The sequence below is a fragment of the Streptomyces sp. CA-243310 genome, from assembly GCF_050936775.1.
GTDB lineage: Bacteria > Actinomycetota > Actinomycetes > Streptomycetales > Streptomycetaceae > Streptomyces.
Genome location: NZ_JBNJMF010000001.1, coordinates 3523663 through 3537435, shown reverse-complemented (window position 1 = coordinate 3537435; position 13773 = coordinate 3523663). Strand labels below are relative to the sequence as shown.

Sequence of the window (13773 nt, the reverse complement as noted above, 5' to 3'; positions counted from 1 at the left end):
TCAAGGGTCTGCCTTTCCCGTGGTGTCAGGGTGCTTTCCTCCATTCACGCACCATAGGGGCGAATGGTTCCCCTGTGACGCGAGTGCATGACAGTGCGGCACAACGGTGGTGCGGGTCCGGGGTGTGGCGCACCCGGGGTCGGCGGGGCCTGGTTCGGACGCGGAGGGGGTCACACGATGAGTGGGCCGGCTCGACCCGAGACCGCCTCGCCCTCCCCCGATCGGATCGCTCCCCGATGTACTTGACCGACACCATCCGCGCGGCCCTGCTCGACCGGTTGCGCACTCCCGACGCCCGGCGCCGCGTCCTGCTCACCGGCGCGACGGTGGTGACCATGGACCCCCGTACCGGCATCCTGCCCGTGGGCGACCTCCTGATCGAGGGGAAGGTCATCGCCGCGGTCGGCCGGGACCTCGCCGCTCGGGGCGCGGCCGACGACGCCGTGGTCGTCGACGCGACCGGTTGCGTGCTGACTCCCGGTTTCGTCGACACCCACCGGCACGCCTGGCAGGGCCAGTTGCGCCGGGTGATGCCCGACGTGGACGACCTGGGGGCCTACGTGCGGACCACCCTGGCGGGCTTCGCGCCGGTCTACCGGCCGCACGACATGTACGTCGGCACCAGGCTGGCGGCGCTGTCGGCGCTGGACTGCGGGATCACGACGATGCTCGACTTCTCGCACAACTCGCGCAGCGCGGAGCACTCGGACGGCGCGGTGCGCGCGTTGGTCGACACGGGCATCCGCGGGGTGCACGCGGCGATGGGTCCGCACTTCGGCGACTGGGACGAGCAGTGGCCGGCCGACCTCGGTCGGCTCCGGGACACGTACGGCAGCGACCTGCTGACCTTCCGGCTCGCCGCCCTGGCGACGGACGAGATCGCCGGCCCCGGGCTTGCCTACGGGCCGGAACTTGCGCGCGTCGCACGGGATCTGGGTGTGGGTGTCAGTGTCGACGCGGTCTTCGGCGCCGCCTCCTCGCGGGCCGTGTCGCGGTGGGAACGCGCAGACCTGCTGGGGCCGGACGTCACGCTGATCCACGCGACGGGCCTGACCCCCGACGCCTGGCGGGCCATCGGCGCGAGCGGGACGACCGTGGCACTGGCCCCGACCTCGGACGCGCAGATCGGCCTGGAGAGCGCCGTCCCCGCGGTCGACGAGGCCCTCGGGGCCGGTGTCCGGCCGGGTCTGAGCATCGACGTGGAGGTGGCGCTGGCCGGAGACATGTTCACGCAGATGCGGACGCTGCACGCGATCCAGCGCATGCGCGCCGTGACCGCGGTGTACGGCACGGACCGGGAGCCCTCGCGGATCGGCACGCTCGACGTGCTGGACTTCGCGACCCTCCAGGGCGCGCGGACCAACGGGCTCGCGGACGTGACCGGTTCGCTGACGGTGGGCAAACAGGCGGACGTGTTGGTCATCCGCGCCGAGGACGTCAACAACATGCCGCTCAACGACGCGGTGGGGACCGTGGTGTCGGGTGCGGACGCGCGCAACGTCGACGCCGTGTTCGTGGCGGGAGAGGTCCGCAAGTGGGGCGGCCGGCTCGTCGACGTCGACCTGTCCGCGCTCCGGGAGGAGGCTCGGGCCTCGCGCGACCACGTCGTGGCCGCCGCGGGCCGGGCGGAGCTCGGCTGATCGGGCCGGCCGCACACGCCGACGGCTCCGCCCCTGGGAACGGGGCAGAGCCGTCGCGGTGTGGCTGGTGTCCGTGGCGTGGACGACGGGGCCTAGCGGACGCCCGAGCGTTCCCAGCGGTAGAACTGCTGGGCCATGGCGTCCTTCGGACTCCGCCAGGTCTGCGGGTCGTGGGGACTGATGAACACGGAGAGCCGGTCGCTGAGGTCCCGGAACTCCGGGTGGTCGGTCACCTGGGCGATGGCCGGGGCCGGTGGCTTGTCGGACTCGATCAGGTGGAGGTACACGTCCCCGAACTGGAAGAGGCTGCGGCTCTTGACCCCGACCAGGTGGGGCAGTTCGCCCGCGTCCGACGCGGCGAACAGGCCGGCGATGTCGGGCGCGGAACCGGGGGCCATGCGGGCCACGATGAGAGCCTGGTGCATTGTGCTGTGCCTTTCGTCCGTCAGCGCTGACTGGTCACGGGCTCGCGGCTCTCCCGCTCCAGCTGTTCGATCTTGTCCCGGATGAGGGCCATCTGGGTGCGGGAGTTGCGGTTGATGTTGTCCGTCATCCAGGCGTCGTCGACCGGCGCGTCGGGCTTCATCGCGAAGTCCTGGACCCAGCGCATCCGGGTGCCACCGCCGGAGACCGGGTGGTACTCCCAGTGGATGTTCATGTGGGCGAACGGTCCGGTCTCGACGCGCCGCGCCTTGACCGTGAGGCCCTCGCGGTCGACGGTCCGCTCCGACACCCAGCTCCACACCACGCCGTTCTCGTCGGGGTGCATGGCCAGTCGGAACTTCGTGGTGTCCCCGACGCGTTCGAGGATCTCGATCGAGGCGTACTCGCTGAAGAGCTGCGGCCAGTTCTGGAGGTCGTTGGTCACCTCCCACACCACGTCGACGGGTGCGTTGACGGTGATCTCGTTGTCGGTGTGGCCGGGCATGTCAGGCTCCTGTCATGAGGCTGTTGTTGACGAGGTCGAGGAACTCGCGGGGGCTCGCGCAGCGGTCGGCGTCGGTGGGCAGTGCCCGGCCGCGCCGGTTCTCCAGCTCACCGACGATGCCGAGGAGGCCCAGCGAGTCGAGGCCGTACTCGTCGAACCGGGATTCCGGGCGACTCGTCAGCTCGACGGGATCGACGGTGATGCCGGCGTTCTTCATCAGGGACGCCAGCTCTTCCATCGTGAGGCGGTCGGACATGGTGCCTTCTCTCTTCCTACGAGGGCGGGTGGGCCGGCCGGGCCGGCGTGGCGCGCCCTACACGGCGGATTCCGGTCCTCTGCGCAGGACGAGGGCCGAGTTCGAGCCCATCTGGCCCCGGCTCAGCACGAGCGCGGTCCGCAACCGTGCGGTGCGCGCGCCTCCGGTGACCACATCGAGGTCGTGGCAGACCTCGAAGACGTTCGGCGTCGGGGGGACGACGCCGTGTTCCAGTGCCATCACGGCCGCGGCCACGTCGAGGGTGCCGGCGGCGCAGTAGGCCCGCCCGATCCCGGCCTTGGGCGCCGTGACGGGCACCCGGCTCGCGCGACCGCCGAGGGCGTCGGTGATGGCCCACGCCTCGGCCGTGTCGGCGGCGGGGATCCCGAGGGCGTCGGCGAAGACCACGTCGACCTCCTCGGGGGCGCAGTCCGCCTCGCGGAGGGCGCCGCGGATGGCGCGGGACAGTCCCTCGCCCGACTCCTCCCAGCGGTGCGGCCCGGTGAAGGTCGCGCAGTGGCCCGCCACGACGGCGCGGACGGTCGCACCGCGCCGCTCCGCGGACTCGGCGTCCTCGACGACGAACATCGCGCCGCCTTCGGCGGGTACGAAGCCCGAGGCCTTCGCGGTGAAGGGGCGGTAGGCCCGCTCGGGGTCGTCGTCGGTGCTCAGACCCTCGTAGCCCAGCTGGCAGACGACCGAGTAGGGGGCGAGGGGTGCCTCCGTCGCGCCGACCAGCATCGCCCGGCTGCCCTGCCGGATGGCCCGGGCGGCGTGGGCGAAGGCGTCCAGGCCGCCGGCCTCGTCCCCGCAGACCACGCCGCACGGGCCCTTGAGCCCGCGTCGGATGGAGATCTGCCCGGTGCTGGCGGCGTAGAACCAGGCGATCGACTGGTAGGGGCCGACGTAGCGGGGGCCCTGCCCCCACAGCCGTTGCAGTTCGCGCTGCCCGAACTCGCCGCCGCCCGAACCGGCCGCCGTGACGACCCCGACCGAGAAGGCGTCGTCGGCGTAGTCGGCCTGGGCGAGCCGCGCGTCCTCCAGGGCGAGGTCGGCGGCGCCGAGCGCGTAGTGGCTGAAGCGGTCGGTCTGTACGAGGAAGCGGTCCTCGACCAGGGTGCCCGGGTCGAAGCCCCGCACCTCTCCCGCGATGCGCAGCGGGAGGTGCTCGCAGCCCTGTCGGCTGACGCGGTCCAGGACGCTGTCGCCCGCCTGGGTAGCCTTCCAGAAGGCTTCGATCCCGATCCCGTTGGGCGCGACCACCCCGATGCCGGTGATGACCGAGGCTCGCTCGGAGCGACTGTTCACGCGCGCACCTCCTTCGGCTGGGTCATGACGACGGCGGACTGGAATCCGCCGAATCCGCTGCCGACGGAGAGCACGCTGCGCAGGGTGTGGCTGCGGGCCGTCTTCGGCACGTAGTCCAGGTCGCACTCCGGGTCGGGAGTCTCGTAGTTCGCCGTCGGCGGGACCACGTGGTGGGTCATCGCGAGGACGCAGGCGGCGAGTTCGATGGCACCGATCGCTCCGAGCGAGTGACCGACCATCGACTTGATGGAGGTCATCGGCGTCCGGTAGGCGTGGTCGCCGAGCACCCGCTTGACGGCGGCGGTCTCGTGCCGGTCGTTCTGCTTGGTCCCGGAGCCGTGCGCGTTGACGTAGTCGATCTCCGCGGCGTTGATCCGGGCCTGCCCGAGGGCGGTCTCTATGGACCGGGCCATCTCCAGCCCCTCGGTGGTGAGGCCGGTCATGTGGTGGGCGTTGCCGAAGGTGGCGTACCCGCCGATCTCGCAGTGGATGGTCGCGCCGCGGGCGCGGGCGTGCTCCAGCTCCTCCAGGACGAGGACGGCCCCGCCCTCGCCGAGGACGAACCCGTCGCGGTCGGCGTCGAAGGGCCGGGACGCGTGGGCGGGGTCGTCGTTGTTCGGCGAGGTCGCCTTGATGGCGTCGAAGCAGGCCACGGTGATCGGGGAGACGGGGGAGTCCGAGGCGCCGGCGATGCACACGTCCATCCGGCCCTCCTGGATGGCGTGCACGGCGTACCCGATCGCGTCGAGGCCCGAGGTGCAGCCCGTCGAGACGGTCTGTACGGGCCCGCGGGCGCCCGTCTGTTCCGCGACGGCCGATGCCAGCGTCGCGGGGGTGAACGCCCGGTGCAGGAAGGGCGAGGAGAGCCGGTGGTCGACGTCCCACCACGCGCCCTTGTCGCTGACGTCGACGTAGTCGTGCTCCAGGCGGGTGGTTCCGCCGACGGCCGTGCCCAGGGACACTCCGGTGCGCCAGGCCGCGTCGGAGTCGAGGTGGAGGCCGGCGTCGGCCACCGCCTCGCGCGCGGCGACCAGGGCGAACTGGATGTACCGGTCGTGTCGCTCCGCCTCGCCGGGGGCGAACCCGTGGTCGGCGGGGTCGAAGTCGACCTCGGCGGCTATGCGGGAGCGGAACCCCGCCGGGTCGAAGAGGGTGATGCCCCGTGTCGCGGTGCGCCCGTTGGAGAGCAGGTCCCAGAAGGCGCGGGTGCCGATGCCACCGGGGGCGACGACGCCGACCCCGGTCACGGCCACCCGTCGGCGGGTCATGCGACGACCCCCGAGTGCTCGGGTGGCCGCTGGTCCCAGGCGGACTCGTGCGGGTGCGGGGCCTCTTCGGTGTCGACGTGGCCGAGTTCCGGCCGGGGGGCGAGCGGGCCCAGGTGGAAGACCATGCGGGCCTCGGTGTCGCCGACGTTGCGGAACCGGTGGCGGACGTTCAGCGGTACCAGCAGCCCCTGGTCGACGCGCAGCGGGTGGGCCTCCCCGTCGAGGTCGACCTCCAGGGCGCCGGCGACCACGTACACGAACTCCTCGGAGTACGGGTGGTAGTGCTCGGCGATCGACTCGCCCGGGGCCATGACGGCGAGACCCATGAACCCGCTGGTCGAGCCGACCGAGGTCGGGGTGAGCACCGCTCTCAGGTCGCCTCCGCGCCTGCGGTTGGGCTGGGTCTCGCTGAGGTCGACGATGCGTGGGCGATGTGTGCTCATGACTGACTTCCTCCAGGCGTGCGGGTTGCCTCTACAGGGGCGCGGGGCGGGGTGCCGGCCGTGGCCCGGGTGGGCCGCGGGTCCCGGGCGGTCCTCAGGACCGTTCGGGTGCCCGGCGGTCGGTGACCGGGGTCATGGGGTGGGGTGCTGCGGGGCCGCCGGCCCCGGTCGGCGCCGCGAGCAGCCGTTCGAGGGTCGCCTCGGCGCGGGGCCCTTCGATCTCGAAGGCGGGGGCGAGGTCGGCGCCCGCGGGGAGGGACACGTCGAGGAGGCGCACGACGATGTCGTCGCGCTGGAAGATGCTGCTGCTGCGGACCGGGCCGTCGGGCCGCGCCGCGGCCCGCTCGTCCTGCTGGGACAGGAACTCGGCCAGCTCCGCGCCGCGGCCCTCGCGTGCCGGGTAGAACAGGGCGTGTCGGGTCACGGGGGCGTCGTCGGCGCCGTGGTCGGCCACGTGGTGGACGGCCGGGAGCGCCGCCTTCATGAAGAACAGGCGGGCGGACTCGGGGTCGGCCAGGTCGCGGTCCTGTTCGAGGTACGGGTTGATGGCCTCTTCGACGGCGCGGACCTCCGGCTGCTCGGACACGTGGCGCAGGGCCGCCGTGAGGTCGCCTTCGACCTCGACGGCCCGGACCACCCGGTTGCCGTGCATGAAGAGGGAGGTGCGGCACAGCCGGGTGTGCGCGTCGACCTCGGCCGCCGGGGAGTCGTAGGAGGACAGCAGGTCGGCGACGGCCTTCTCACTGCCCGGCTTGACCGTGAACGTCAGGGCGTGGCGGACGATCCCGGCACCGAGGCGGGGCGTGGGCTGGAGCCGTACGGAGGGCGTCAGCTCGGGCCGGTCGTAGCGCTTGCCCGTCTCCCGCAGCACGGTGAACTTCAGCGGTCGCATGCTCCGGGCGCAGGCGCCGAGCGGCTTGACCTGTTCGGCGTGGTGCTCGCTGTTGACCCAGGCGAGGTACTGGGGCGCGCTCTCCCACTCACTGGTGATGAGCCATTGGGAGGGGTTCTCGAACGACTGGCACAGCTGGTCGCCGAGGTGCCCCGGAACCGAGGCGATGTCGTGGCGGAGCTGCTCGTAGGCATCGAAGAACTGCTGCTGGACGCCTTCGTGCAGGTCCATCAGCAGGACGACCCGGAGCATGGATCCGTCGAAAGCCGATTGGGACACCCTCTCGGACAGGGCGGTTGTCATCTGCTCACTCCTTCGTGAGGGGTCTCGGTCGTGGGACGCGGTCGCCCGGGACGTGTTCCCGGGGTGCGCCGCGTCCGCTGCGCCGGTCGGAGCGGTCCGGGTCGCTTCCCCCTGCGCCAGGGTGGGCGAAAGGGGGCATATGCGTGGATCCGCTGTCGTTCATCGTCATCCAGCAGTGGGCAGAACGCCAGATCTCAGGATCGTCCGGGTGAGAAGTGGCGAATCGCCCGGGTCCGCCGGCTGATCGGGGCATAAGAAAGTGCACCGCCCCGCACAGAAACAGGAGCCCTCAGTTGATCGAAGACAAAATCGACGTCCGTGTACCGGTCCTTGTGGTGGGCGGCTCACTCGTGGGCCTGTCCACCTCCCTGTTCCTGAGCCGTCACGGCGTCAGGCACATGGTGGTCGAGAAGCACGCCGGTACGTCCGTCCACCCGCGCGGCCGTGGCATCAACGCACGCACGATGGAGCTCTTCCGGACGGCGCAGGCCGAGCCGGCGATCCGCAGCGCGGCGGCCGCCTTGGAGGAGAACCACGGAATCCTGCAAGCCCAGTCCCTGGTCGGGGGCGAGTTCAACTGGCTGATCAAGGGCGTGGACCCGTCCAAGGCGCTCGCCCGCCTCAGCCCCACCGGCTGGTGCCTGTGCAGCCAGAACAACATCGAGCCGGAGTTGGCCAGGCAGAGCCGCGCACAAGGCGCGGACGTGCGGTTCTCCACCGAGCTGATGAGCTTCGACCAGGACGATGAAGGCGTCACCGCCCTGGTGAAGGACCGGGAGACGGGCGAGCACCTCACCGTGCGCGCCGACTTCCTCATCGCCGCGGACGGCCCGCGCAGTCCCGTCCGGGAGGCGCTGCGCATCCCCCAGACGGGCAGCGGTGAACTGTTCCACAACGTGAGCATCACGTTCCGTTCGGAGCAGCTCGTCGAGGTCCTGGGCGACGTCCGGTTCATCGTCTGCTACCTGATGCGCCCTGGCGCGGACGGAGCGCTGCTGCCGGTCGACAACGAGACGCAGTGGGTCTTCCACGCCCCCTGGCACCCCGAGAACGGGGAGACGCTGGAGGACTTCACGGACGAGCGCTGCGCGCGGCAGATCCGCGCGGCGGTCGGCGTGCCCGACCTGGACGTGGAGATCGGCGGCCGGGCGCCCTGGCACGCGGCCGAACGGGTGGCGGAGTGGTATTCGTCGGGCCGGGCCTTCCTGGTCGGCGACGCGGCCCACGAGATGTCCCCGACCGGGGCGTTCGGTTCGAACACCGGCATCCAGGACGCGCACAACCTCGCCTGGAAGATCGCGGCGGTGCTCCAGGGGGCGGCCGGCCAGGAGCTGCTCGACACGTACGAGGCCGAGCGGCTGCCCGTGGCCCGGGCCACGAGCCTGCGCGCCTCGGCGCGTTCCGCGGAGCACAGCCACCCGGGGTACACCCCGCCGCCGACCATGGGCGGGGGCCCCGGCAGCGGGGTCCTCACCACGGCGATGGGGTACTGCTACCCGCAGGGCGCGGTCGTCGGCGGCGACCCGGGCCGGCCGATCATCCCCGAGGCGTTGCGCCTGAAGGGTGACGTCGGCACCAGGGCGCCGCACATGTGGGTGACCAGGGCCGGGGAGCGCATCTCGCTGCTCGACCTGTACGAGCGGTCCTTCGTGCTGCTGAGCGCGGCGGGAACCCCCTGGCGGGCGGCGGCGGCGCAGGTGGCCGAGCAGTTGTCCGCGCGCCTGGCCGGGTACACGATCGGCTCCTCGTCCGACGCCGACCTGATCCAGCCGGCCGACGCCGACTGGACGGAGGTCCACGAGATCGGTGCCGGAGGCGCGGTGCTCGTGCGGCCGGACGGGTTCGTGGCCTGGCGCTGCGAGGACGCGGTGACCAACCCTCAGGAGGCGCTCCTGACCGCGATGATGGCCGTCCTCAGACGGGACTGAGGTCCGCGTGGCCTGCCGGGGTCACCGGCAGGCCCAGCACCCCGCCCAGCATCCGTGGCCTCCGGGGCGCGGATGCGGGCGGTGGCGCCTGTTGTCATGGGGGCGACTGGGCGCCCGGGACAGGCGCCCGGCGAGGCAGGCGACCACGACGGCTATCGCCGCCAGTTCCTCGGGTTCGGCGGAACCTCGGTGGACGCGCAGCAGGCTGGACACGGATGCGTCTTCCGGCATCGGCATGCCCTCCCGTCAGGAGAGTTCGCCCTTCGGGGCACCAGGCCCCCTGATGCCGACGACGCTACGAGCACGGCGCGGGCCTGTCGTGTTCGAAGGACTTGTCCACAGCCGTCCGGGTCACGCCCGGCCGTGCGCCGGGCGTCAGGTCCTCACCGGAACGGCCGTCATCCGAGCGGGGTGCGGCTCTCCGCACGGTCCGTCGGCCGCGGCCCACCGTCGGTTCCGTCCTGTCCCCCGGCGGCGCGGGCGGAGAGGGGCGTGGCGATCGATTCGAGGGACTTGCCCTCCGCCGCCACCGCGAAGAAGACCGCGACCAGGCCCGCCGCCACCATCAGGGAGGCCCCGATGCAGAACGCGAGCACGGCGTCGGCGACCACTCCGCTGGAGGTCAGGTCCGCGAAGACCAGCGGACCCGAGATGCCGCCGGCGGCGGTGCCCACCGCGTAGAAGAAGGCGATGGCCATCGCCCGCGTCTCCATCGGGAAGATCTCGCTGACCGTCAGGTACGCCGAACTCGCTCCGGCGGAGGCGAAGAACAGCACCACACACCAGCAGGCGGTCATCGTGAAGGCCGTGAGCATGCCGGCCCCGAAGAGCCACGCGGTACCGAAGAGCAGCAGGCCGGACAGGACGTAGGTGCCGGCGATCATCGGCCGGCGGCCGATCGTGTCGAAGAACCGCCCCAGGAACAACGGTCCGAGGAAGTTGCCGAAGGCGATGACGGCGAAGTAGTAGCCGGTGACCGAGCTGGAGACGTCGAAGAAGCGGACGAGGATGGTGCCGAAGCCGAAGGTGATCGCGTTGTAGAGGAACGCCTGCCCGACGAAGAGGGAGAGACCGAGCACGGCCCGCCGCGGGTAGGACCGGAAGACGGTCCTGGCGATCTCCCCGAATCCGATGCTGCCGCGCTGCTCGATCGTGATGGACTCCCCCGGTTCGGGGAGCGGGACGCCCTTCTCTCGCTCCACCTGGCGTTCGACGTCGGAGACGAGTTTCTCCGCCTCCTCGCCCTGGCCGTGGATGAACATCCACCGGGGGCTTTCGGGCACGTGCCGGCGGACGAGCAGGATCACCAGGCCGAGGACGACGCCGAGGGCGAACGTGAGCCGCCAGCCGAGCCAGGCCGGGAAGATGTCGGTGTCGAGCGCGAGCACGGACAGCAGTGCGCCGGCGACCGCGCCGAGCCAGAAGCTGCCGTTGATGATGAGGTCGACGCGCCCGCGGTACTTGCTGGGGATCAGCTCGTCGATCGCGGAGTTGATGGCCGCGTACTCTCCGCCGATGCCGAAGCCGGTGAAGAAGCGGAAGACGAAGAACCACCAGGGCGAGAAGGACACGGCGGTGAGCGCGGTCGCCGCCAGGTAGACGCCGAGGGTGATCAGGAAGAGCTTCTTGCGGCCGAACAGGTCGGTGAGGCGTCCGAAGAACAGCGCCCCGGCGCAGGCACCGGCCACGTACAGGGCCGCCGCGATCCCGGTGACCTGGGCGTCGGTGATGCTGAGGCCGCTGCCGTCCTCGGAGAGCCGACCGGCGATGTTGCCGACGATCGTGACTTCCAGGCCGTCGAGGATCCACACGGTCCCCAGCCCGATCACGATCATCCAGTGCCACCGCGACCACGGCAGCCGATCCAGTCGCGCGGGGACGCCGGTCGTGATCGTCCCCTGGTTCCCACCCGTGAGCTCAGCCATGACGCACCGTCTGCCCGACCTCCCTCCCGGACAAACGCCGGCGGGTGAAACGGGGGTATCCGGCGGTTCGTTCGGGCGAATGTGCCGTCGCGCCCGCAGGGGACTCCGCATGCCGTGGAACCAGTCGAGGAACACTTCCGGAGGTGGGGCACTGCCATGACCAGGCGATCCGCGGCGCGGTCGGCACCCCGGCCGGCCCGCCCGCGCGCGACCGGCCGCCCCCGGCGTCCGAGGCCTCCGCTGCCGGCGGGCACCCCCCACGTCTCTCCGCTGCTGCGCACGGTCGCCGCCTACTCCTGGCGGCTGCTGGCCGTGGGGGCCGTGACGTACGCGGTGTTCGTGGTCCTGGGCAGGTTCCACGAGGTGGGTGTGGCCGTCTTCCTCGGCCTCGTGGTCACCGCGGTGCTCCGGCCCCTGACGGGCCTGCTGGCCCGGTGGATGCCCCGCCCGCTCGCCGTGGCGTGCGCCCTGATCGGGAGCATCCTGCTGCTGCTCGGCGCGTTCGCCTTCGTCGGCGAGACGATCGCCTCCGAGTGGACCAACCTGCTCGCGGAGTTCAAGGACGGCCTGGGCAGGATCCAGCGATGGCTGGAGCAGCCGCCGCTGCGCCTGGACCCGCACGCCCTGGACGACTTGCAGGCGCGCATCACCTCATACCTGTCGAGCCACCGGTCGACCCTGCTCAGCACCGCGGTCAGTGGCGCAGGCCGGCTCGTGGAGATCTTCACCGTGATCGCCCTGGCGCTGTTCTGCTCGGTCTTCTTCATCCACTCGGGCGATCGGCAGTGGGCCTGGTTCTGCACCCAGCTCCCGCCGACCGCCGAGGACCGGGTGACGACCGCCGGACGGGCGGCATGGCGGACGTTCACCGGATACACCCACGGCATCCTGCTCGTCGCCGCGACGAACGCCATCCTCGTGGGCGTCGCGCTGTTCGCGTTGGGGGTGCCGCTGGCGGTGCCGCTCGCGTTGTTGGAGTTCTTCGCCGCGTTCATCCCGCTGATCGGTTCCCCGGTCGCCCTCGCGGTGGCCGCCGTCGTCGCCCTGGCCGCGAAGGGGCCGTTGGTGGCCTGCCTGGTGGTCGCGCTGATCGTGGTCATCGGGCAGATCGAGGGCCATCTGCTGCATCCGCTCGTGATGAGTTGGGCGGTGCGGCTGCATCCGGTGGTCGTGGCCCTGTCGGTGGTGGCCGGCGCCATCGCCGCGGGCGTCGTCGGCGCGGTGGTCGCCGTGCCGCTGGTGTCGGTGGCCTGGGCCGTCCGGCAGTCGCTGCGTCCACCCGCCCCCGTGTGAGGTGCGGGGCTCGACCTCTTCCGGCGTACGCATCGGGTGCGCGGGCCCTGCGCCCCCGTCAAGCTGGGACCCGGACCGACCGAACCCGAACACGCCCACGGAAAGGCCTCGGCCTCATGGACATCTACCGGCGCAAGGACCTCGGACTGCTCGCCCTGCGACTGGGGGCGGGCGGCGTGCTGATGGCACACGGCACTCAGAAGCTCTTCGGCTGGTTCGGCGGTGGCGGCCTCGACGGCACCGCGAAGGCGATGGAGCACATGGGCTTCGTCCCCGGCCGGCCGAGCGCGCTCGCGGCGGGACTCGGCGAGGCGGGCGGTGGCGCCCTCCTGGCCCTCGGCCTCGCGACCCCGGCGGCCGGCGCCGCCGCGGCGGGCGCGATGGCGGGCGCCGTGTCGGTGCACGCGCCGGCGGGGTTCTTCGCGCAGGGCGGGGGCTTCGAGTACCCGGCCTTCCTCGGCTACGTGGCCGCCGGCCTGGGACTCGCCGGGCCGGGCCGCTACTCCGTCGACCACTTCACCCGGCACCGGCTGGACCGGCCCGCGGTGCTGGTGCTGGCGTTCGCGCTCAGCGCGGCCGCCGCGACCGTCGTCGTCGGCCGCCGCAACGCCGCCCTGGCCGCGGCGGCGGCCCCCGACGACACCGCGGGCGGGGATCCCCTCTCGGGCGTCGACGCCTGAGGGTCCTCCGCGATCGATCTCGGGGTTGCGAGCGCCGCCTGCTACGGTGCGCCGATGTCAGCGATCAGGAAGTTCCAAGTCACCTTCGACTGCGCGGAACCGGAGCGTCTCGCTCGCTTCTGGTGCGAGGTCCTGGGGTACGTCGCACCGCCGCCGCCGGAGGGGTTCGCCACCTGGGACGAGTTCAGGGGCTCGCAGCCACCCGAGCAGCGGGACGCGTGGTTCGCCTGCGTCGATCCCTCGGGCGTGGGCCCGCGGTTGTACTTCCAGCGGGTACCCGAGGGGAAGGCCGCCAAGAACCGGCTGCATCTCGATGTGCGGGTCGGCACCGGGCTCGTGGGTGAGGAGCGCCTCGCCGCCCTCGACGCGGAGCGGGCGCGGTTGGTCCCGCTCGGCGCGGTGCACGTGCGGACGCTGTATGACGGCACTGATTCGTGCATCCCGATGCAGGACATCGAGGGCAACGAGTTCTGCATCGACTGAGCGCGCCCCGAGCCGGAGAGCCGGCCGACGGCGGCCCTACTGGCGCTCCTCGATCCCGATCGCCTTCTCCAGCTCCTCGTGCGCCGTGCCGGGCTTGCCCGAGTGCTGTTCCAGCAGCGCGGCGGCGATGGCGTCCAGCTTGCGCTGGATGGCGTGCTCGGCCCGCCGTTCGGAGTTCTTCAGCAGGGCCAGCAGGAGCAGGGCCACGGAGGCCACCGCGTCGCCCGCGAGGTGCTGCCAGCTCGTGGACAGGTGGAGGGCGTGCACGACCACCACGTTGACCACCAGGGCCACGCACACCACGAAGAAGGCCGCCGAACTCGTGAAGTTGGAGGCCAGCTCGGCCAGCTTCTCGAACGGACCGACCCGGCCGTCCTCGTTCTTCTCGGCGGGATGCTCGAATGTCATGTCGAACATCATCCCTTC

Annotated in this window: 15 protein-coding genes; 5 read left to right on the top strand and 10 right to left on the bottom strand. The window is 71.9% G+C overall.

Going from position 1 to position 13773, the window contains the following annotated elements:
- Positions 1-236 precede the first annotated feature (236 nt).
- Complete coding sequence (locus ACQEVM_RS15595) at positions 237-1640, top strand: amidohydrolase family protein (RefSeq protein WP_433079040.1); 1404 nt, start codon at positions 237-239, stop codon at positions 1638-1640.
- 92 nt (positions 1641-1732) lie between these two features.
- On the opposite strand, the gene ACQEVM_RS15590 is transcribed toward ACQEVM_RS15595, so the two are convergent.
- From ACQEVM_RS15590 to ACQEVM_RS15560, 7 genes are all read right to left on the bottom strand, one after another.
- On the bottom strand, positions 1733-2065 hold the full coding sequence (locus ACQEVM_RS15590) for a TcmI family type II polyketide cyclase (RefSeq protein ID WP_433079038.1): 333 nt from the start codon (positions 2063-2065) through the stop codon (positions 1733-1735).
- A 20-nt stretch (positions 2066-2085) separates the two neighbouring features.
- Positions 2086-2568 (bottom strand): SRPBCC family protein, encoded by a 483-nt coding sequence (locus tag ACQEVM_RS15585; protein WP_266953506.1) that lies wholly within the window; start codon positions 2566-2568, stop codon positions 2086-2088.
- 1 nt (position 2569) lies between these two features.
- A complete protein-coding gene (locus ACQEVM_RS15580; protein ID WP_266953508.1) occupies positions 2570-2824 on the bottom strand; it encodes an acyl carrier protein in 255 nt (84 codons plus the stop codon).
- Positions 2825-2881: 57 nt separating this feature from the next.
- Positions 2882-4132 (bottom strand): ketosynthase chain-length factor, encoded by a 1251-nt coding sequence (locus tag ACQEVM_RS15575; protein ID WP_433079035.1) that lies wholly within the window; start codon positions 4130-4132, stop codon positions 2882-2884.
- Positions 4129-5400, bottom strand: coding sequence for a beta-ketoacyl-[acyl-carrier-protein] synthase family protein (locus ACQEVM_RS15570; protein WP_433079033.1), 1272 nt, complete (start codon positions 5398-5400; stop codon positions 4129-4131). The genes ACQEVM_RS15575 and ACQEVM_RS15570 overlap by 4 nt, the downstream gene beginning before the upstream one ends.
- Entirely contained in the window at positions 5397-5843 is a 447-nt protein-coding gene (locus ACQEVM_RS15565) for a cupin domain-containing protein (protein ID WP_433079031.1), read from the bottom strand. The genes ACQEVM_RS15570 and ACQEVM_RS15565 overlap by 4 nt, the downstream gene beginning before the upstream one ends.
- A gap of 94 nt (positions 5844-5937) precedes the next feature.
- Entirely contained in the window at positions 5938-7038 is a 1101-nt protein-coding gene (locus ACQEVM_RS15560) for a SchA/CurD-like domain-containing protein (protein WP_433079029.1), read from the bottom strand.
- Between the two features lie 296 nt (positions 7039-7334).
- Here ACQEVM_RS15560 and ACQEVM_RS15555 point away from each other — a divergent pair, with 296 nt between their 5' ends.
- A complete protein-coding gene (locus tag ACQEVM_RS15555; protein WP_433080029.1) occupies positions 7335-8966 on the top strand; it encodes an FAD-dependent oxidoreductase in 1632 nt (543 codons plus the stop codon).
- A gap of 21 nt (positions 8967-8987) precedes the next feature.
- On the opposite strand, the gene ACQEVM_RS15550 is transcribed toward ACQEVM_RS15555, so the two are convergent.
- Positions 8988-9197 carry an acyl-CoA carboxylase subunit epsilon gene (locus ACQEVM_RS15550; RefSeq protein WP_433079027.1) on the bottom strand — a complete coding sequence of 70 codons (210 nt, stop codon included), beginning with the start codon at positions 9195-9197 and terminating at the stop codon, positions 8988-8990.
- A 167-nt stretch (positions 9198-9364) separates the two neighbouring features.
- Positions 9365-10891 (bottom strand): MFS transporter, encoded by a 1527-nt coding sequence (locus ACQEVM_RS15545; RefSeq protein WP_433079025.1) that lies wholly within the window; start codon positions 10889-10891, stop codon positions 9365-9367.
- A gap of 156 nt (positions 10892-11047) precedes the next feature.
- Here ACQEVM_RS15545 and ACQEVM_RS15540 point away from each other — a divergent pair, with 156 nt between their 5' ends.
- From ACQEVM_RS15540 to ACQEVM_RS15530, 3 genes are all read left to right on the top strand, one after another.
- Positions 11048-12184 (top strand): AI-2E family transporter, encoded by a 1137-nt coding sequence (locus tag ACQEVM_RS15540; RefSeq protein ID WP_433079023.1) that lies wholly within the window; start codon positions 11048-11050, stop codon positions 12182-12184.
- A 116-nt stretch (positions 12185-12300) separates the two neighbouring features.
- Positions 12301-12864, top strand: a complete 564-nt coding sequence (locus tag ACQEVM_RS15535) for a DoxX family protein (RefSeq protein ID WP_433079021.1) — start codon at positions 12301-12303, stop codon at positions 12862-12864.
- A 54-nt stretch (positions 12865-12918) separates the two neighbouring features.
- Positions 12919-13347, top strand: coding sequence for a VOC family protein (locus ACQEVM_RS15530; protein WP_433079019.1), 429 nt, complete (start codon positions 12919-12921; stop codon positions 13345-13347).
- A 36-nt stretch (positions 13348-13383) separates the two neighbouring features.
- Here ACQEVM_RS15530 and ACQEVM_RS15525 read toward each other — a convergent pair whose 3' ends face one another.
- Complete coding sequence (locus ACQEVM_RS15525) at positions 13384-13755, bottom strand: low affinity iron permease family protein (RefSeq protein ID WP_433079017.1); 372 nt, start codon at positions 13753-13755, stop codon at positions 13384-13386.
- Between the last annotated feature and the right edge of the window lie 18 nt (positions 13756-13773).